Origin of the sequence: Roseibium sediminis (assembly GCF_008711325.1) — a bacterium.
GTDB lineage: Bacteria > Pseudomonadota > Alphaproteobacteria > Rhizobiales > Stappiaceae > Roseibium > Roseibium sediminis.
On sequence record NZ_VXDB01000002.1, the window covers coordinates 1 to 17,951 of the forward strand.

General features: G+C 57.7%; 21 protein-coding genes. All 21 read left to right on the top strand.

Annotation, left to right across the window (positions count from 1 at the left end; all coding sequences use genetic code 11):
* Window positions 1–50: 50 nt before the first annotated feature.
* Window positions 51–1,358, top strand: coding sequence for a hypothetical protein (locus tag F0155_RS01810; protein ID WP_150522772.1), 1,308 nt, complete (start codon window positions 51–53; stop codon window positions 1,356–1,358).
* A 1-nt stretch (window position 1,359) separates the two neighbouring features.
* On the top strand, window positions 1,360–1,812 hold the full coding sequence (locus tag F0155_RS01815) for a hypothetical protein (protein ID WP_150522773.1): 453 nt from the start codon (window positions 1,360–1,362) through the stop codon (window positions 1,810–1,812).
* 3 nt (window positions 1,813–1,815) lie between these two features.
* Entirely contained in the window at window positions 1,816–2,304 is a 489-nt protein-coding gene (locus F0155_RS01820; protein ID WP_150522774.1) for a C40 family peptidase, read from the top strand.
* A gap of 104 nt (window positions 2,305–2,408) precedes the next feature.
* A complete protein-coding gene (locus F0155_RS01825; protein WP_150522775.1) occupies window positions 2,409–3,641 on the top strand; it encodes a phage tail sheath family protein in 1,233 nt (410 codons plus the stop codon).
* Window positions 3,642–3,653: 12 nt separating this feature from the next.
* The gene (locus F0155_RS01830) at window positions 3,654–4,160 is read left to right on the top strand and encodes a phage major tail tube protein (protein ID WP_150522776.1); all 507 of its coding nucleotides are present in this window, start codon (window positions 3,654–3,656) and stop codon (window positions 4,158–4,160) included.
* A gap of 7 nt (window positions 4,161–4,167) precedes the next feature.
* Window positions 4,168–4,380 (top strand): DUF1653 domain-containing protein, encoded by a 213-nt coding sequence (locus tag F0155_RS01835; protein WP_150522777.1) that lies wholly within the window; start codon window positions 4,168–4,170, stop codon window positions 4,378–4,380.
* 21 nt (window positions 4,381–4,401) lie between these two features.
* On the top strand, window positions 4,402–4,839 hold the full coding sequence (locus tag F0155_RS01840) for a phage tail assembly protein (RefSeq protein WP_150522778.1): 438 nt from the start codon (window positions 4,402–4,404) through the stop codon (window positions 4,837–4,839).
* A 41-nt stretch (window positions 4,840–4,880) separates the two neighbouring features.
* The gene (locus F0155_RS24010; RefSeq protein WP_280176989.1) at window positions 4,881–5,015 is read left to right on the top strand and encodes a hypothetical protein; all 135 of its coding nucleotides are present in this window, start codon (window positions 4,881–4,883) and stop codon (window positions 5,013–5,015) included.
* Window positions 5,015–7,294 (top strand): phage tail tape measure protein, encoded by a 2,280-nt coding sequence (locus F0155_RS01845; RefSeq protein WP_150522779.1) that lies wholly within the window; start codon window positions 5,015–5,017, stop codon window positions 7,292–7,294. The genes F0155_RS24010 and F0155_RS01845 overlap by 1 nt, the downstream gene beginning before the upstream one ends.
* Window positions 7,291–7,689 (top strand): phage tail protein, encoded by a 399-nt coding sequence (locus F0155_RS01850; protein WP_150522780.1) that lies wholly within the window; start codon window positions 7,291–7,293, stop codon window positions 7,687–7,689. Before F0155_RS01845 ends, F0155_RS01850 begins: the two co-directional genes overlap by 4 nt.
* On the top strand, window positions 7,689–7,928 hold the full coding sequence (locus F0155_RS01855; RefSeq protein WP_150522781.1) for a tail protein X: 240 nt from the start codon (window positions 7,689–7,691) through the stop codon (window positions 7,926–7,928). The genes F0155_RS01850 and F0155_RS01855 overlap by 1 nt, the downstream gene beginning before the upstream one ends.
* Window positions 7,925–8,938: a phage late control D family protein gene (locus F0155_RS01860; protein WP_150522782.1), complete on the top strand. Its 1,014-nt coding sequence runs from the start codon at window positions 7,925–7,927 to the stop codon at window positions 8,936–8,938. The genes F0155_RS01855 and F0155_RS01860 overlap by 4 nt, the downstream gene beginning before the upstream one ends.
* 147 nt (window positions 8,939–9,085) lie before the next feature.
* Complete coding sequence (locus F0155_RS24090) at window positions 9,086–9,292, top strand: Com family DNA-binding transcriptional regulator (protein ID WP_150523074.1); 207 nt, start codon at window positions 9,086–9,088, stop codon at window positions 9,290–9,292.
* Complete coding sequence (locus F0155_RS23340) at window positions 9,255–9,455, top strand: hypothetical protein (RefSeq protein WP_192913744.1); 201 nt, start codon at window positions 9,255–9,257, stop codon at window positions 9,453–9,455. Before F0155_RS24090 ends, F0155_RS23340 begins: the two co-directional genes overlap by 38 nt.
* Window positions 9,448–10,923 (top strand): ParB N-terminal domain-containing protein, encoded by a 1,476-nt coding sequence (locus F0155_RS01870; RefSeq protein ID WP_150522783.1) that lies wholly within the window; start codon window positions 9,448–9,450, stop codon window positions 10,921–10,923. Before F0155_RS23340 ends, F0155_RS01870 begins: the two co-directional genes overlap by 8 nt.
* Window positions 10,920–11,552, top strand: coding sequence for a class I SAM-dependent methyltransferase (locus F0155_RS01875; protein ID WP_150522784.1), 633 nt, complete (start codon window positions 10,920–10,922; stop codon window positions 11,550–11,552). Before F0155_RS01870 ends, F0155_RS01875 begins: the two co-directional genes overlap by 4 nt.
* 69 nt (window positions 11,553–11,621) lie before the next feature.
* A complete protein-coding gene (locus F0155_RS01880) occupies window positions 11,622–11,807 on the top strand; it encodes a hypothetical protein (protein ID WP_150522785.1) in 186 nt (61 codons plus the stop codon).
* A 101-nt stretch (window positions 11,808–11,908) separates the two neighbouring features.
* On the top strand, window positions 11,909–12,703 hold the full coding sequence (locus tag F0155_RS01885; RefSeq protein ID WP_150522786.1) for a toll/interleukin-1 receptor domain-containing protein: 795 nt from the start codon (window positions 11,909–11,911) through the stop codon (window positions 12,701–12,703).
* A gap of 399 nt (window positions 12,704–13,102) precedes the next feature.
* On the top strand, window positions 13,103–13,771 hold the full coding sequence (gene plsY / locus F0155_RS01890; RefSeq protein WP_150522787.1) for a glycerol-3-phosphate 1-O-acyltransferase PlsY: 669 nt from the start codon (window positions 13,103–13,105) through the stop codon (window positions 13,769–13,771).
* Complete coding sequence (dprA, locus tag F0155_RS01895) at window positions 13,768–14,904, top strand: DNA-processing protein DprA (RefSeq protein ID WP_150522788.1); 1,137 nt, start codon at window positions 13,768–13,770, stop codon at window positions 14,902–14,904. The genes plsY and dprA overlap by 4 nt, the downstream gene beginning before the upstream one ends.
* A gap of 292 nt (window positions 14,905–15,196) precedes the next feature.
* Window positions 15,197–17,908 (top strand): type I DNA topoisomerase, encoded by a 2,712-nt coding sequence (gene topA / locus F0155_RS01900; RefSeq protein ID WP_150522789.1) that lies wholly within the window; start codon window positions 15,197–15,199, stop codon window positions 17,906–17,908.
* Window positions 17,909–17,951 lie beyond the last annotated feature (43 nt).

The following is a 17,951-nucleotide window of genomic DNA, read 5'->3' on the forward strand; positions in this document are numbered from 1 at the left end:
GCCCGGCCATCCGTTGCCGAACTTCGCGCCTATCCACTTTGAGGTGAAAGATGGTTACTGACGCACGCACAGCAAAGGGCAATTTGCCCAAGCCGCATCCGGACAACAAGGTCAACGAGGATTTCCCGCGTATTGGCGAGTCCCTGGAACAGATCGGTGCCGGGCTGGATGGCTTGGCAACAGCGCTCGGTGAAAAGCCCGACGCCGCACACCAGCACACGATTGACGATATCCAGGGTCTGACGGCCCAGCTTCAAGAACTTGTCGAAAGTCTTGCGAGCCACACCCATCGCTTTGCTGATCTGGACGATGTCAACGTGGCGGGGGGCTATGAAGGCCAGCTCCTTCAATTCATTGCCGGGAAAATTCAGGCTGTCGGTGCAAAGGCGGAATATATCGCCCAAAGCCAGATCGAAGGACTGACCTCAAACAACGTCCACTCGGCCCTTGTGCAACTCGTGGCCAAGTTCAATCAACTGGTCTCCGAATTGGATCAGCTGCGCGGTGGTACGGCACCGGAGGCGCTGGACACCATCATCGAGATTGCTTCGGCGGTAGGAGATAATCAGGCGTCTCTCGTTGATGTTCTGGAGCAGATAGGACGGCGGGCAACCAAAGCCGAGGTCATCCCTACCTATAGCACTGTTTATGGCGGTGAAGTCATCGGATCGGCGGACAGTGGAAAGTCTTTCTCTTCCGATATCTCAACGCAGGCCGACTTCAAGATTGCACCGGTTGCCGATCTACCGGACGGCTGGTCCATCACAGTCAAGTTCGCAGGCCAAAGCGCAACGGCACGGCTCTTCACGGCGAGTGGAAACTTCGTCTATCGTGGCAGCGTGATGCCGACCGAATTTGCCGTGGTTGGATATGGTGAAGCCTTTCGGCTGACCAAGTTTGCCGGGGCCATCTACATCATGGTTCTGGAGCACCCACCTCGGCTCCTCGTCTCTTTTTCTTGGCCGGGAACAGGCGCCTGGGCTGCTGGCCCGACCGCATGGACCTCAATGCCACTGACAACCGGGGACGGAGGGGTAAATCTGGGACTTGCTACACTGGCGGGGCACGTCGGCACAGTTCGTATTGCCGGAGAGTACGAAATAAAGGGAAGTTTCAATTTCCACGTTAATACGAACAATGCCGCAGATTACGTGCATTACGGGCTCAGGTTGGACGGCGGACTACTTTGCTACGAACATGATTTAATTCGATATGGCGACCACATCAGTAGGGAGCCGGTGAAATCGGAATATCTCATGGCAGGAAGAGGGGTGGACTTGGCCTTTCTGACCAGCAACGGGATAGCGAAATACCTTACACACTATTCCACTCTGCAACTTTCCTTGAAGGGGCGCTGACATGAGCAATTGGAAAGATCGCCTTGTCGGCGCGGTTCTCGCAGAGTTTCCCGGCGCAAGCCCTGCGACAGATTTCTTTATCGAGTCGTCACCTGATGGCCCTGTCATCAAGGTTTGGAACGAGGATGTGCTTGGTCCCTATGTCGAGGCCGACTGGCAGGCGAAGTGCGAGGCGTTGATGGCTGTCGAGTTTGTCGAGGCTGTTAAATTGCAGATTGCACAGCGGATCACTTCCGTTGCTTCCGCATCAACGCAGATGAATTTGACCGCCGCTCACTCGGCAGGACTTCTGACGCCCGAACAACAAGCCGCATATCTCGCAGGGTTGGGGTGGATCGCGGCAACCCGACAAAGGGGAAAGGAGCTTGTTGCGGCTCATGACCCGGACTTTGCCGAAGATGAGAAGTGGCCGCTGCTTCCTGATGGAGTGGCAGAACTCGCAGCCTTGTTCTGAACAATGCCCGCTTCCTCTTACACCGCCCTACGTCAGGACATCCGCTCCGGTGATCTGATCGCTTTTAGGGGCAACGGGCCGGTGTCGCGCCTGATCCGGCATGTCACTGGCGGACGTCATACCCATGTCGGGGTGGCGTTTTGGTGGTGGCACCGGCTTTTCGTCCTGGAAGCCCGTGAAGGTGACGGGGTCAGATTGCGGGCCTGCTCGGCCCGTCTGCCCTTCGACTGGATCGCGACCGGGCTTAATTGGACCGAGGCGGCAGAACAGTTTGCCGCCGACACATTGGATGATCCATATTCCTACCTCGACGCGGTTCGCGCCGGGTTGGGGCTCAAGCTCAGGTCGGACGGGTTTATCTGCTCCGAATACGCAGCCGGAATTCAGATGCGTTGCAAAGGCACGGGCTGCGCCTCATTGCCGGTTGGACACCCGTCCGGTCTGGTCGACTACTGGCTGGATCTCGGGCGACCGCTCAGAAGCCTGAGCTGACATCTGTCAGCCCCGGCCATCATTCCTTGTCCATCATTCTTGTCTCCGAACTTCAGGAAACCTGATTGAGGCCTGTTTAAGCGGGCCTTTAAACGGAGATTGTCATGTCTGCCACGGTGCCTAATGTCGGGACGCGGGTCTTTTCCGATCTCTCGCCAACTGTTGCCTCGATCGACGCCCGTCAAACCTTTGTGGCGATGTGCCTGCCGACACCAAATGCCGATAACTCGATCGAGAAGCACCGCCCGATTGTGTTCTCGACCGATGACAGCGAGAAAATCGCGCTCCTGGGCGAAGGTGTCGCCAAAGATGCCATCAACCAGATCGCAGCTGAAGGCATTACCACCGACATTATCTTTTCCCGCGCTGAAGAAGATCCAGACGAAGAAACCCAGCTTGGGCATATCGCCGGGTCGGCTGCCGACAAGACGGGACTTTGGGCGCTTCTGGAAGCCAAAGGAGAGACCGGGCTGGAACCCGGCTTGATCATCGGACCGGAGCATTTTCACCAGCGACCAGGCGATGCGGCCAATCCCTGCCTGATGGTGGCCGATGCGCTCTGCGACAAGTTTATCGACTGCATGGCGATCGGGGATGCGCCGAACACAAACCGCGAAGATGCAGCGGAAGCTGCCAGCGATTTTGCATCCTCGCTCAATATCATGATGGGTTATCCCCGCGTTCGGATCTGGAAAGGTGGCGGCGAAGTGGACGCGCCGTTCTCCACGTCCTGGGCGGCAGCGATCCTGCGCATGGACGCTTTGGAAGGAAATCCCTTCAAGGCGGCCTGGAACAAACCCTTGAAGGGCGTTCGAGGGTTGACGCTCAAGGTCAGCCACCGGGACGGCGATCCAACGTCTGACAGCAATTTCCTGTGTCAGTCCGGTGTCGGGACGGCGATTGAAAAGAAGGTTCTATGGGCACCCTATTCGACGGCTTCTGACCCGACCGTTCGCGACTATCGTTCGATCAAACGCATCCGCACCCGCCGCTCGATCGAAAAGGCGTTCCTGCGCGCCGTGCGCAAATACAATGCTGAAGATCTCGGTCCGCATCTGACAACCCTTCTGTTTCAAGCCGCGTCCGAGGCCTGCAATGAACGCAAGGCATTTGGTGCGATCATCGACTACGAGGTTATCTGGGACCGCAAGATCAACCCGAACACGGTTCTTCGCGATGGCGGGCTGCGGATCAAACTTCGCTTTGAAGAAACCCCGGATCTGACCGACCTCCAGATCTTCACCGAGCCGCAGCCGGAGGCGTTTGACCTTCTGGCCGACAACATTGCGGCTGCCCTTCAAACCCTCGGCGATCCGAATATCCGGGTCGCAGGCTAAGGAGCCATTTCCATGGATAGTCTGATCTATGGCGCGAACTGGTATGTCGACACGTTGAACCAGCGCCTTCGCCTTGAGACAGTCAAGCTGCCGAACCTTTCGCGCACGAACGAGGAAATCAAACTGGCCGGTGGCTGGATGGCGTTCTCGCACCCTGGAGAGATTGCCGCGTTGTCGGCGTCCTTCACCTTGAAGGGGTCTCATGATGACGTGCGCTCCCTCTTTGGCCGGGAAGCTGGAGACTGGACTACGTTCTATTACTACGAGCGCCTTCGGGACATCCAAAAAAACATCAACAAGGGACGCATCGTTACCCTGAAAGGCCTCTTGACCGATGCTACCCCGCCGAGTGTCGGTGGCCGCATTGGCGGGCAGACCGAATATCAGATCGGAACGATCGTTGGGTATCGTGACGTGGTCGACGGCAAGCGGGTTCATGAGTTCGACTTCTTCTCCAACTCGCTGATCATCAACGGCACCGACTATGCAGCCGAGCATAATCGCCTGATCGCAGCTTAGGTCTCGCATGAGTGACAATCATCAAAGCGAGATCTGGCAGCACGTCAAAGGCGGCGGTCTTTATGCTGTTATCGGCATGGGCGTCATCGAGGCGGATCTTACCCCGGCAACCATCTATCGAAGCCTGCTTGACGGGATCGTTCGGGTTCGCCCTACCGCCGAATTCAACGACGGGAGGTTCAAGAACCTTTCCGTCTTTGAAGTGACCAACCACGATTGAGCCAAGGACGCGGACACTCCAATGACCGGCACCACCCCCAAACCCTTTGATCTCGGCGAACTGGAAACCCTGCCGCCCGAGGAACTAACCGACGCGCTCGATAATTCGGGGCTTTCCGGTGAACCGAAGAGCAAGTCTACCGCACAGAAGGCCGCGCCCGCTGAGCAGCTGAACTTCCGCTCTCCGGAAAGTTCCCGGCTCCGGGAAGTTCCGCTCGACCATCCATTTGATCGGGATGGGAAAGAGGTGAACAGCATTTGGGTCCGCAAGCTCACCGGCGGCGAGGTTGAAGACCTTGTGCGGAACGCGGACGGGGATCTCACGTATTTCAAGGTTTATGAGGTTCAAACCGGATATCCGGAGGCCGTGTTGCGCGGTCTCATGGACGAGGATCTGGAGAAGGTGAAGGAAGTCTGCGCGGATTTTTTTCCGCGATCACTCCGGACGGGAAGCGCCTGATCGCTCGACCCGAGCATTGGCGGAAGATTGCCGCCCGGCTTATGGCAATCCTCGGTTTCTCCCATGCCAAATTCCGGTCGATGGATTGGGACGAGGCGCTTTTGTGGTGGCGCGAAGCGGACGCGGTTCACCGGGAAACCTATGGCCTTTGGGTGAGGACGCAAGGTGAGGTCTGATGAGCGATCTTGATGTCAAAATGCGCCTCGATCTCGACTATCGGGGGCGCGACGCCAAAAAGGCCAAGGATGATATCGAGGCCCTGCGCAAAGCCGCGCAGCGCCTTTCCGGCCTTGGTGCCGACAAGCTGGAAAAGGACCTTGAACAGGTCTCAGCCGGAGCCAAAAAGGCAAGCTCTGCAATTGGTGCGTCGACCGACAAACTGAAACTCCTGAACAGGCAGACGACAAACAAGGCTGAAGGCGAGCTGAAGTCCTTGCGGGACGCGGCAAACCAGCTCGGCGGCAAGCTTGCTCTGCCAACCCAGAAACTCAAGGAGTTGAACCGGGTCAAGCTGGACCGGGCCGAGGGTGAACTGGATAGCCTCGGCAGGAGTGCGGCGGATCTTTCGGGCAAACTGGATTTGCCTAAAAAGGCCCTGCGAGAGTTGAACCAGCTGAAGACCGACAAGGTCGAAAACGAGCTGCGCTCCCTTGGAAACATCGCTGATACGGTCAACACGAAACTTGAACAGATCCGGCGCGGTAGCGGCCCGGTACCGGGCGCTGGTGCCGGTGGGCCTTATCGTCCGTATTCCGGCACTAACATTGGCCGTGGGGGTTCGGCGGGTCGCTTTGGCGAAGCCGTCTATGACCGCACGCCTCTCGGGGCCTATGTTCCACTCTCCAGCGGCACTGCTGTTGCGGCTGGGGCCGGAGTTGGCGCAGCAGTTGTTGGCGCAGGACACGCCTATGGCACCTATGCGGGCGCTGATCGCCGCATGACGCTTTTGGGCATGAGTTCGGGAGCAAACGAGACCGAGACCAGAGCGGCGGGCAAAAAGGTGCGCGCCTTGGCGACGGATCTCGGTGTTCCGATCGAGAGTGCAGTGTCCGGCTTGGAGGATATCATAGCGTCCGGGGTCGAGACGCTTGATGAGGCCATGGAGATGCTGCCTTCAACGTTGAAGGCCTCTGCGGGATCAGGAACGCCATCGACCTTGATGGCGACCGCGCTCAAGGCAACTCAGGATCAAATGGAATTGCGTCCGGATCAGATGATGACGGCCTCCGATACGATCATCACAGCCGGGCGCATGGGCAAGTTCGAAGTCGAGGACATGGCCGCTTTCCTGCCGAATATCCTTCCGACCGCCAAATCCCAGCTTGGCTATACCGGGCTTGAAGGATTGCAGAAAATCGCGACCCAGTTGCAGGTCATTCGCGAAACGTCCGGTACCAGCGGCGAAGCAGCAACCCGGCTCGGCGACCTTCATTCAAAAATCTGGCAGGAAGAGACGCAGAAGAAATACAAGGAGGCCGGTTACAACCTTCAAAAGACCGTTGAAGGGGCAAAGGAACGCGGTGAAGACCCGGTCATGGCCGCCGTTGAATTGACCCGCAAGGCCCTGAAGAAAAACCCGCACCTCCTGCCGAAACTGATCGGGGACAAGGAAGCGCGCCTTGGCATGCAGGCTCTGGTCGATAATCAGGACCGCTACGATTATTTCATGGGCGGCCTGCAAGGTGGATCAGGGGCAACTGAGGAGAGTTTTTCTCGCGTAACCAATGACGCCCAGGCGAGCATCGATCGGCTGAGCAACTCGGCATCCAATGCGGCATTCGGAATTGGCAAGCTGCTGGACGCCATGGGGATGAGCGGCGCGCTCAACTCCATCGGCGGGGCGACCGACAAGATCGCCGATGAGGGGTGGTCCGCTTTTCCGAAAGCCATTGGACGGACCTATAATCGCTACTGGACACAGCCTGCCAAAAAATTACTGTTCGGCGATGAGCCGGTAAAAAAGAACGCGGGAGCATCGCCGTTTCCGCAAGATCCGCTGACAACCGATATCGAAACCTTGGTCCTGGACGAGTTCATCAAATCCAAGATGCCTCTGGATGGAAAGACCAAGGCACCGGTTCCGAAGATCAAGCCCCTCGGCTCTGACAAGCTGAGCGCCCTGTCTGAAGGTATGGGACCAGCGGGAACAGATGCGGGCCAGAAGTTCAATTCTGCTCTGCAGGCAGAAGCTGCCAAGGCGGGTGCTCTTGCCGATGACCTGAGACAGAAGTTTTCTTTTACGGCAACTCCGACCATCAATCCGAGTTTTTCCGCAGCTTCCGGACCGCCGGTACAAGGTCAGAAGGTTTCGTCGGTCAGTTCAGGTCCGGTTAATCAGACCATTAATGGGGTTTCAAACCCATATCGTGCCGCCAGCCTGATGAACAGGCGGCAGAACCGGGAGATCCGTGGAGCACGCTCCCGCGCCCTTCATGAAACCGGGAACCTGGCATGAGTTCGCTTGTTTCCATCGGTGGGGCCCGGCTGAAGGTGATCGGCCTCAATCCGCAACATGTCTCCCGTTCTAGCGAAACCCGTTTACCGGGCCGTGCGACCTTCACCGGCATGGACTACCAGAAAACCGGACGTGGCCCGCACGAGGTCTATCTTGAGGCCATGACAGTGCCCCACTTGCTTGGCGGTCTCGATGCGCTGGGGCTCTTGCAAGCCCATCACGAGCGGCAGGACACCGTGCGCTATATCCGCCTGGAACGGAACTATCTCGGGCGCAATCTCGGCGACGTAGTGATTACTGAACTCCATGTCGACGAGGATCACTTTCACCCGTTCACCGGCATTGGCCGCAAGGTGAATGTCGAGATTTCCCTCGTCTTTGTGGGGGACAAATAATGGGCCTTGTGATCATTGGACACTACAGGGTGACCGAACCGGAGGAACGTCTCGATCGGATCGCAAAGGCCCTTTACGGCTTTGAAGGCAACAGGGCCGTTGAGCGCCTTCTTGAAGCAAATCCCGAACTTGCTGACACCGCCTTTGGACCGACCGGCTTTGTCACATTCGGCACCATTCTCGCCGTGCCTGAACCGCTGGAAGCCGAAGCGGAGCAGATCGTGAGGCCTTGGCTATGACCGCCCGCACTCCGATTGTTTCTGTTGTGGGCCCGAGCGGCACCAACCTTGTGCCCGCGTGGGGAAAAAGTCTTCTCGGGCTGACCTATACCGATCAGGCCGGTTACGAGAGCGACGAACTGGTTCTTCGCTTTGCCGCCCCTCCCTATGACCTTCCGCCCAAGGGCACGAAATACCGGCTGGCTCTTGGTTGGAAGGGAAGCAAGCCCGCCGACTTCGGGCTTTTCTCGGTTAGCCGGAATGCTCTTGGCGGCGATCCCGAAAGTGGCGAGGAGCTACAAGTTTTTTGCCGGGCTGCTGATTTCATCGACAAGATGAAACAGACCAGCTCGAAACATTATGACAAGGACGGCGGCTTCGGCACCGCCGGTTCCATCATCCGCGACATTGCAAAGGAGGCTGGTGTTCCGGCTGTCATTCCGGAGGGCCTTGACAAGATCAAGATCCCGTATCGCCTGCGCTGGAACCAGAGCCCGCTCGATTTCCTGACAGACCTTGCCGACGATATCGGCGGCATCATCAAACCGCAGGCGGGCCGTCTGGTTGTCCTGGAACGCGGCGGCGGCAAGTCGGCCTCCGGCCAATCCCTTCCCGTAATCCACATGCACCATAACCGCATTTACGCCTGGGACGCGGATCTCGAGGAACGCACCGCCCATGAAAGCGCCGAGGCGGATTGGTTTGATCAGAAATCTGGTCGCCTGCGTCAGGCCAAGGCCAACATTGGCAAGAGCGGCGGCCCGCGGCGCAGGCTTCATCCTGCGCCCGATGAAACCGAGGCGGGACAGATCGCCTCGGCCCTTGCCAGCTCTCTCAACCGCTTCACCGGCACAGGTTTCTTTGAAGGTCCGGGTGATCCGCTCGCCCTTGCGGGTGCCGAAGTGAAAGCGTCCGGATATGGCTCGGATGTGGATGGCACTCGCTGGGAAGCGACAAGTGTCACCCACACTTGGGAGCCTGATGGTGGTTGGCTGATCAACGTGGATGTCGAGACCATGAAGGGGAAATGAGCGAGACACGGGTGGTCCGGACCCGAAAGTCCGGACGGCGGGCCTCGGTCGGCAAACTTGAACCCGCCCGACAGTAACACTTGATAACCGCCGCACCCGCTGCCCGCGCGGGCGAATGCAGTGTGGCTGAGTCGACAGACGGTTGTCATGCAGGAAATCAGGTGCGGCAGATGCCGCAAGCTTTTGATGAAATCAGAACCCGCCGCCATTCGCGGCATGGTCGAGGTCAAGTGCCCACGGTGTGGGACAATGAACAGTTTGAGGCCGGTTGAGCCCCTTCCAGAGCGCCCGGGCGAGCGCACCCTGAAAGGTCTAGATGATGGGCAAGAAATCTCAGCCCCCAAAAGACTATGACGTGTGTTCAACCGCCCCGATGGCCACCATTCGGATTGGTCCGCACAGTTTCCTCGTTGATCGCCAGCGCTTCGAGGATTGGGAGCGAAAGCTCAATGCAAGTGTTGGCTTTGCCCGCGATGACGTAATCGCGGAAATCAAGGGGAGGCTCGGAATTGATTGAACTTGTCGCCCCTTCGTCCCTTCATGGGGACATTCGAAATCCGCGTGAGACAGATCCGGATCGCCTGGAACTTATCCGCCTTTCACTGCAAAAGTTCGGCTTTCTCCTCCCCCTTTATGCGACTGCCGAGCGCATGTTGTTGTCGGGGCATCAACGGTCAACGGCCGCTGATGATCTTGGCTGGCTTGTTCCTGTTGTGGTTGGACAAAAAACCGACCGCGACACGGCTGGTGCAAACCTGACATTCAACAGGGCAACAAATGATTTCGCCCTGACCGATATCGATCACAGCCAGATCTCCGCGGATGACTTGGTCAAACAACTGGCGGCGCTTCCCGATACTGAAAACCGCTATCCGTGCCTGACCACGGAACGGCGATCTGTACCGGAGTTGCTGGCGTTGAACTTTGAAAAGTTCGAGCGCTATGCGGCCAACGCTGCCCGGCAGCTGGCAAGCTACGGTTTCCACATGCCCATCATTGTCACGGCTGAAGGTGAAGTGATCAACGGCATTGGCCGTATTCAGGACGCCTCGGCACGTCAAGAGGCGGAGATTGCATGTGTGGTTCTGGACAGCTCGATCGATCCGGAACTGGTCGCTTTCGCGCTTAACCGGCTGAGCATGGATTTTCAGTTTTCGGATGCCTTTCGCGACATTCTTAGGGCCAATGCCTATCGGCGCAGCCGGCAAAGAAGAACGACGCTCGGGAGCGGCTTCCTGTTCGCGCTAGGGGTCAGACGGTGCAAGGATTTCTCGCCAGGGCGAGAAGCAGAGCGGATGCGGAGCCTGTACGGTCCGCGTATCCTGGACTTTGGAGCGGGACACGGCGACGAGGCAAAAATACTGCGCAAGATCGGGCTGAAGGTAACGACCTTTGAGCCGTATAAGTCAGGCGGGCAAAAACCCGGTGTCCGGACCGGTCGTCGTACCGCCCGCAGGTTTCTCAAAGCCGTGGCTGAGCGTCAAACTTATTCCAGCATCTTCCTTGCCAGTGTTTTGAACTCCGTTCCCTTTCCCGGCGATCGAAACCACATTGTCACCATTTGCGCGGCGCTCGCTTCTTCTGAAACTGTCCTCTATGCGGCTGCAAGGTCCTGCAAGGATCCAAACTGGCGGGAATGTTCGGTTGGAATAGGATTAGGAACGACAGCGGCCCGCAGTGCCCGTTTTGTACTGAAAGATGAACCGGGAACAGCCGTTTCCGAATTGAACGACGCGCCAAAGATCCAGAAGTTCTTTCAGCCGAGCGAGTTTGAGCGTCTGTTCAAACAACGATTCCGCTCAGTGAAGATCGGGGCACACATCAACAACGTGACGGCCATCTGTTCCGATCCGCTGCAGATCGACCGAAAGGCGCTTGTCGAAGCCCTGTCATTTGAGTTTGACCTGCCTTATCCCGATGGGCGCATGGACCTTGTTTCCGAAGCAATCCAGGCGTTTGAAACCCGGTTGGGGGTCAAACTATGAGCGATTGGACCTTCAAGGGTTTTCAGAACGATTTTGATCGTCATGTCCGCCAGCAATTGCCCTGGTATGAACTGGCGACAGATGCGGCAGTTCTGATAGCCAAGCATTACATTCCAAAGGGTGGCCTGATCTACGATATCGGTTGTTCGACCGGCAACATGGGCAGGAACCTCAAAGGGATATTGCTGGAGCGTGCAGCGCGGCTCATAGCGCTGGATGAATGCGCGGACATGATCCAGGCCTATCAAGCACCCGGAGAAGCGATAACCGCCGATGCAACTGCTTATGACTACCAGCCATTCGACGTAGCAATCCTCTTTCTGACCCTCATGTTTCTGCCCGTCGCTGAACGGCAAGAGCTGATGGCGAGACTGCGGGAAAGACTTCGTCCAGGCGGGGCAATCATCGTGTTCGACAAATGTGTTTCGGCGGCGGGTTACGAGGGGACTGTCCTTAGCCGTTTGACCTGGCACCACAAGCTGCAATCAGGCGCTCCACCGGCAGAGGTCGCCGAGAAAGAAATGCGGCTGATAGGCGTTCAGCGCCCTGTCTCAACCGCTGAAATTGCACCCGCTGTTGAGGTGTTCCGGTTTGCGGACTTCGCAGGCTGGATCATTTCGAATTCATAAGGACCGCTAAACGCCTTTTATGCGCCCTTTGAGAGGTCCTTAAATCGACGCTGAAGATTGGAGAATGACATGAGCTTAGTTGTCCAGGCAATCAGCCAAGGCGGCCAACAGACCATCTGGTTATGTGACCGGGTAAGCTATGAGAGGTCCGGCGACGTAAATCTGATCCGGAACGAGGAAACGGTCTTTACGCTCGGGCCGGAGGATTATGCGGCGGGGTTCAGTGTGGAGGCAACCTCGAAAACTCTGAACTGATACTGCCCTAATGCGATGGGCCTAATACTCTGTTGCCAGCTCACGCGATGTCGGCGTAATTTCACTCAAATTGGAGTTTGCAAATTTACGAGGGGGATTTCATGGAAATTTTTTTGAGCTGGAGCGGTGACTATAGCCGCCAATTTGCGAACGCAACAAAAGATCTGATTGAACTTATTCTCCCGAGTTGCAAACCGTGGATGTCGACCAGCATAGAGGGCGGAGAGCGCTGGTCTGAAGCAATTGCTCAGCGACTAGAGAATGCAAATTACGGTATTGTTTTTCTCACACCGGATAACCTGCAAAAACCTTGGTTGCTTTTTGAGGCGGGAGCGCTTGCTAAATCTATTGCGTTCGGGCGCGTGGTCCCTCTTTTGTTGGGGGTCCACCATACCGCCCTTGCGGGTCCTTTAGGACAGTTTCAAGGCAAAACGTTCAATAAAGAGAACGTGAAAACGCTACTTTTAGAATTAAACAACGCGTCAGAAGACCCGCGAAAGCAAGATATTTTCGAAAAGGTGTTTGAACAGAATTGGGACGGGTACTCTAATAAGGTTATCGAAATCCAAAACTCGGGTTTAGCCGATCCAGAGAGGCAGGTTCCAACCCGCAGTATCGATGAAGTGCTGGAAGAACTCGTAAAAGAGGTACGAAGCATCAAGTCGGCACTAAATTCTGGAATTCAGAATTCTTCAATTGGCCTGTCGTCCGAGTTAGCGCAAATAAAATCGGATGTGAGTAAATGGAGGGTTCTCAGCGCTATGGTGAGCAGCAATGCTTCTGTGAAGACCGACAAGCATTCCAAAGGTGGGTTGGGCGGTTCCTTGATAACTTCAGGGCAAGGCATGTTCGGGCCGCTGGCTTCTGAAGTGCCAGATGAGGAAGCCGAAGATTAATGCTGCAACAATTAGGAAATGCAAATTTCTAATTTTGATCGTCAAAATTCTAATTCTGGGCGGCGAGCTACATTGAGCATGAGAAGCACCCACGCGAGGCCTCGACTCCCTCTCCCGGTGGGAGAGGGTTGGGGTGAGGGGCTGAGATGTCGGGGCGCGCAGAAAAATCGCCTCCCCTCGCCCGGCGCATTGCGCCGACCTCTCCCCATGGGAGAGGTGAAGGAAGCGGCTCTATCTGGCGAAGGTCCCGGCTCAAGGCCGGGACGGCAGAGGTTTTCCACGCCGTGAAATCCGGTGTTTTCTTGCCATGGAAAGCTGAAGGGCAAGGCTTTATAGTGCCAGCCAGACAAGACATTGCGTGGGTGATTCAAGCCCGCGCCGGGGAGATACTGACAGAACATGCCTGATCCGATCAGCTGGGAATATGCCTGGCCCTATTACCTTGCCGTCCTCGTGTTTGGATATCTGCTCGGTTCGATCCCCTTCGGCCTTGTCTTCACCCGCATGGCCGGGCTCGGTGACATTCGCAAGATCGGCTCCGGCAATATCGGCACCACAAATGTGCTACGCACGGGCAGCAAGAAGCTGGCACTGGCGACGTTGCTGGGGGATGGCCTTAAAGGCACCGTGGCGGTGATGATCGTCAAGCATTTCTACGGTCAGGAAATGGCGCTGATTGCCGGGCTTGGCGCGTTTTTGGGGCACCTTTTCCCGATCTGGCTGAAGTTCAAGGGTGGCAAAGGCGTTGCGACCTATCTCGGCATTCTGCTCGGGCTCTACTGGCCTGCATTCATCGCCTGCGCGCTGATCTGGATCGGAATGGCGTTTGTGTTCCGCTATTCGTCCCTTTCTGCCCTCACCGCCAGCTTCCTGACGCCGGTCCTGCTCTTTTTCGTCTTTGGTCAGACGCAAATTGCGGAAATGTTTGTGCTCCTGTCCCTGCTGCTTTGGGCCAAGCACCACGAGAACATTGGCCGCTTGTTGCGGGGCGTGGAATCGAAGATCGGGCAAAAATCCAAGCCTGCGCCTGAAACGGAAGCAGACCTTTCCGAAGACGGGGCCGGGTGACGGCGCTTATCGCCCATAAAACACCCAGCCTCTCGGAGGCCCAGCGCCTTGCTTGGCTCCGTTTAATACGCTCTGAAAATGTCGGCCCGCACACGTTCCGCGACCTGATCAACCATTTCGGTTCTGCGGATGCGGCCCTTGCCGCCCTGCCGGAACTCTCGGCACGCGGCGGCAAACGCACGATCCGGGTGCATCCGCTGCATGATGCGGAAGCAGAGATGGAAGCTCATGGCCGTTTTGGCGCGAGACTGGTCGCTCTTGGCGAAGCGGATTACCCGCCCCATCTGAGGCATATCGACGGCCCGCCTCCCCTTCTATCCGTTCTTGGCGGCGCAACTTTGCGCGAAGCGCGGATGATCGGCATGGTGGGCGCGCGCAACGCCTCCCTGTCCGGTCGCAAGCTGGCCGCGCAGTTTTCAAAGGACCTGGGAGCACAGGGCTTTGGCATCGTTTCGGGCCTTGCGCGCGGAATTGATGCTGCCGCGCATGAGGCCTCGATCCTGACAGGGACCGTCGCTGTCTTTGCCGGTGGGATCGACGTCCTTTATCCGCCGGAGCACGAGCGCCTGTTGGCGGCAATCCTCCACGAGGGCGGCAATGCAATCACCGAAATGCCCTTTGGCTGGAAACCGCGTGGACGCGACTTCCCCCGCCGAAATCGACTGATTTCCGGCCTTTCGCTTGGTGTTGTGGTGATTGAAGCCGCCAAGAAATCAGGCTCCCTGCACACCGCCCGTTTTGCTCTGGAGCAGAACCGCGAGATTTTCGCGGTCCCCGGCTCCCCGCTCGATCCGCGCTCGGAAGGCGCCAACCACCTCATTCGGCAAGGCGCCACGCTGGTCACCTGCGCCGAGGACATTCTGGAAAGCCTTGCCGGACGCATCGAGCCGGACCTGCCGTTTGATCAGGACATTCGCGAAGACGACGCCTCCGATTGTCATTCTTATAAGGAACCGGATGACACGTTGCGTACTGCCGTTCTCTCCGCGCTCGGGCCCACACCGACCGATCTGGATGAATTGATCCGCTTTCTCGGAGCCCCTGTCCGCAGCGTCCATGTGATCCTTCTGGAACTGGAACTTGCCGGTCGGCTTGAACGACACCGGGGAAACACGGTTTCACTGCTTTATTAGGCTGCGAATTGTTCGCCGTCAGGGTTATCCACGGTCCGAACAAGCGTTTGCGCCGTCGTACCGACACTTCCCGCCAATCATCACCGCGCGCAATTTTCTTCAAGACTCGCCTTGCGTTGCGCAACATTTAGACGGGGAAAGGTTCTCAAAACCCAGATGGTTTTTCTGCCTCACTTGACCGCGCGGCTTCAAAGGTCCATTTGACAGGCGGCCTGCGATCCCGGATCGTCGGCGCTCGTGAACAGGTTTTCCTCCCGGAGCTCATTCTCCGGCAATCGTATTTTGGGTGTCCATGAACATCGTCATTGTAGAGTCGCCCGCAAAGGCGAAGACGATCAACAAGTATCTCGGCTCTGACTATCAGGTCCTGGCCTCCTATGGCCATGTCCGCGATTTGCCGCCCAAGGATGGCTCGGTCAAGCCGGACGAAGACTTTGCCATGAGCTGGCAGGTGGATTCCAAGTCCCAGAAACGGTTGAGCGAAATCGCCAATGCGGTGGAAGACGCCGACAAGCTCATCCTCGCAACTGACCCGGATCGCGAAGGGGAAGCCATTTCCTGGCACGTTCTGGAAGTGCTGCAGAAAAAGCGCGTCCTGAAGGACAAGAAGATTGAGCGCGTGGTTTTCAACGCGATCACCAAACAGTCCATTCTGGAGGCGATGAAGAACCCGCGCGAGCTGGACACCCCGCTGGTGGATGCCTATCTCGCCCGCCGTGCGCTCGATTATCTGGTTGGCTTTACCCTCTCTCCCGTCCTGTGGCGCAAGCTGCCGGGCGCACGTTCTGCTGGCCGCGTCCAGTCCGTTGCGCTCCGCCTGATCTGCGACCGGGAAATGGAGATCGAGGTTTTCAAGCCGCAGGAATACTGGTCGATCTTTGCCGGAATGAAGACGCCATCCGGCGCAATGTTTCAGGCCGGGTTGACCGGATATGATGGTCGCAAGATCGGCCGCCTCGACATTTCGGGTGAAGCGGAAGCAACCGAAATCAAGCGGATGCTTGATAGCGCCAGCTATCTGGTCGACAGCGTTGCCTCCAAGCCGGCAAAGCGGAACCCGGCGGCTCCCTTCACCACGTCCACCCTCCAGCAGGAAGCCTCGCGCAAGCTCGGTTTCTCGGCATCGCGCGCCATGCAGGTCGCACAGAAGCTGTATGAAGGGGTGTCGATCGGCGGCGAGACCTCAGGCCTCATCACCTATATGCGTACCGACGGCGTGCAGATCGCGCCTGAGGCCGTCTCTTCGGCGCGATCGGTGATCGCCAAGGACTTCGGCGACAACTACGTTCCGGAAAAGCCGCGCTTTTATTCCTCCAAGGCAAAGAACGCGCAGGAAGCCCACGAAGCCATTCGCCCGACCGATCTGTCCCGTCGCCCGAAGGATGTTGCCCGTTTCCTCGACCCCGATCAGGCAAAGCTCTATGAGCTGATCTGGAAGCGCACCATGGCCAGCCAGATGGAATCGGCGGTTCTGGAGCGCACCACCATCGACATCACCGCCAAAGGCAGCGGCAAGGTTGCGCAACTGCGCGCCACCGGCTCCGTCGTCCGCTTTGACGGCTTTCTGGCGCTGTACCAGGAAGGCCGCGACGATGATGACGAGGAGTCCGCGGGCCGACTTCCGGCGGTCGATGAAGGCGCTGCACTGACGCTCGGCGTTCTGGAAGACAAGAAGGAAGCCGTCGAGGCCTCCCAACACTTCACCACGCCTCCCCCGCGCTATACCGAAGCCAGCCTCGTCAAGAAGATGGAAGAGCTCGGCATCGGCCGTCCGTCCACCTACGCATCCACGCTGCAGACCCTGCGCGACCGCGAATATGTGGAGCTGGAAAAGAAGCAGCTTGTCCCGCAGGACAAGGGCCGGATCGTGACCGCGTTTCTGGAAAGCTTCTTCAACCGCTATGTGGAATTCGACTTCACGGCGAGCCTTGAAGAACAGCTGGACAAGATTTCTGCCGGTGAGCTTTCATGGCTCGATGTTTTGCGCGATTTCTGGACCGCCTTTTCAGCTACTGTCGAAGAGACCAAGGATCTGCGCGTCTCGGAGGTGATCGACAATCTGAACGAATTGCTCGGGCCGCATATCTTTCCGGCCAAGGAAGACGGTTCGGACCCTCGCAAATGTCCGACCTGTGACACGGGTCAGCTATCGTTGAAAGTCAGCCGGTTCGGCGCCTTCATCGGCTGCTCCAACTATCCGGAATGCAATTACACCCGCCAGCTGGCGAAAAGCGGCGACGGAGATGAAGACGGTGCGGCGGAAGGCCCGAAAGTTCTGGGTCAGGACCCTGAAACCGGTCTGGATGTCTCCCTGCGCACCGGTCGCTTCGGCCCCTATGTGCAGCTTGGCGAAGAAGCGAAGCCGAAACGCTCGTCCCTGCCCCGTGGCTGGTCGGCTGCAGACATGGACCTGGAAAAGGCGCTGCAGCTCCTCTCCCTGCCGCGCGAGGTCGGGCCGCATCCCGAAGACGGCAAGATGATTTCTGCCGGTATCGGTCGCTACGGGCCGTTTGTCTTGCATGAAGGCACCTATGCAAACCTCTCGTCCCCGGATGAAGTGTTCTCGGTCGGCATCAACCGCGCCGTAGACGCTCTGGCGCAAAAACGCGCCAAGGGCGGCGGACGCTCCGGCGCTGCGGCTACGCCGCTCAAGGAGCTTGGCGAGCATCCCAAGGAAGGCGGACCGGTCAATGTTTACGACGGGCGCTATGGGCCCTACGTGAAGCACGGCAAGGTCAACGCAACACTGCCCAAGGGCACTGACCCGCAGGCTGTCACCATGGAACAGGCGGTCGAACTGATCGCAGCCAAGGGTGGCACGAAGAAGAAGGCCCCTGCCAAGAAGGCAGCCAGCACGAAAAAGGCTGCAACCAAGGCAGGCGACAAGAAAACCGGCGAGAAGAAAACCGCTGCCAAGAAGACGGCAGCCAAGAAAACAACCTCCAAGGCCAAGGCGAAGGTCGACGCTTCTTCTGAAGAGGTTCCCTGGGACGACGCATCTTGAGCGCAAAGCGAATTAACCCGCGCAAGCACACCAAGCGGGCGCA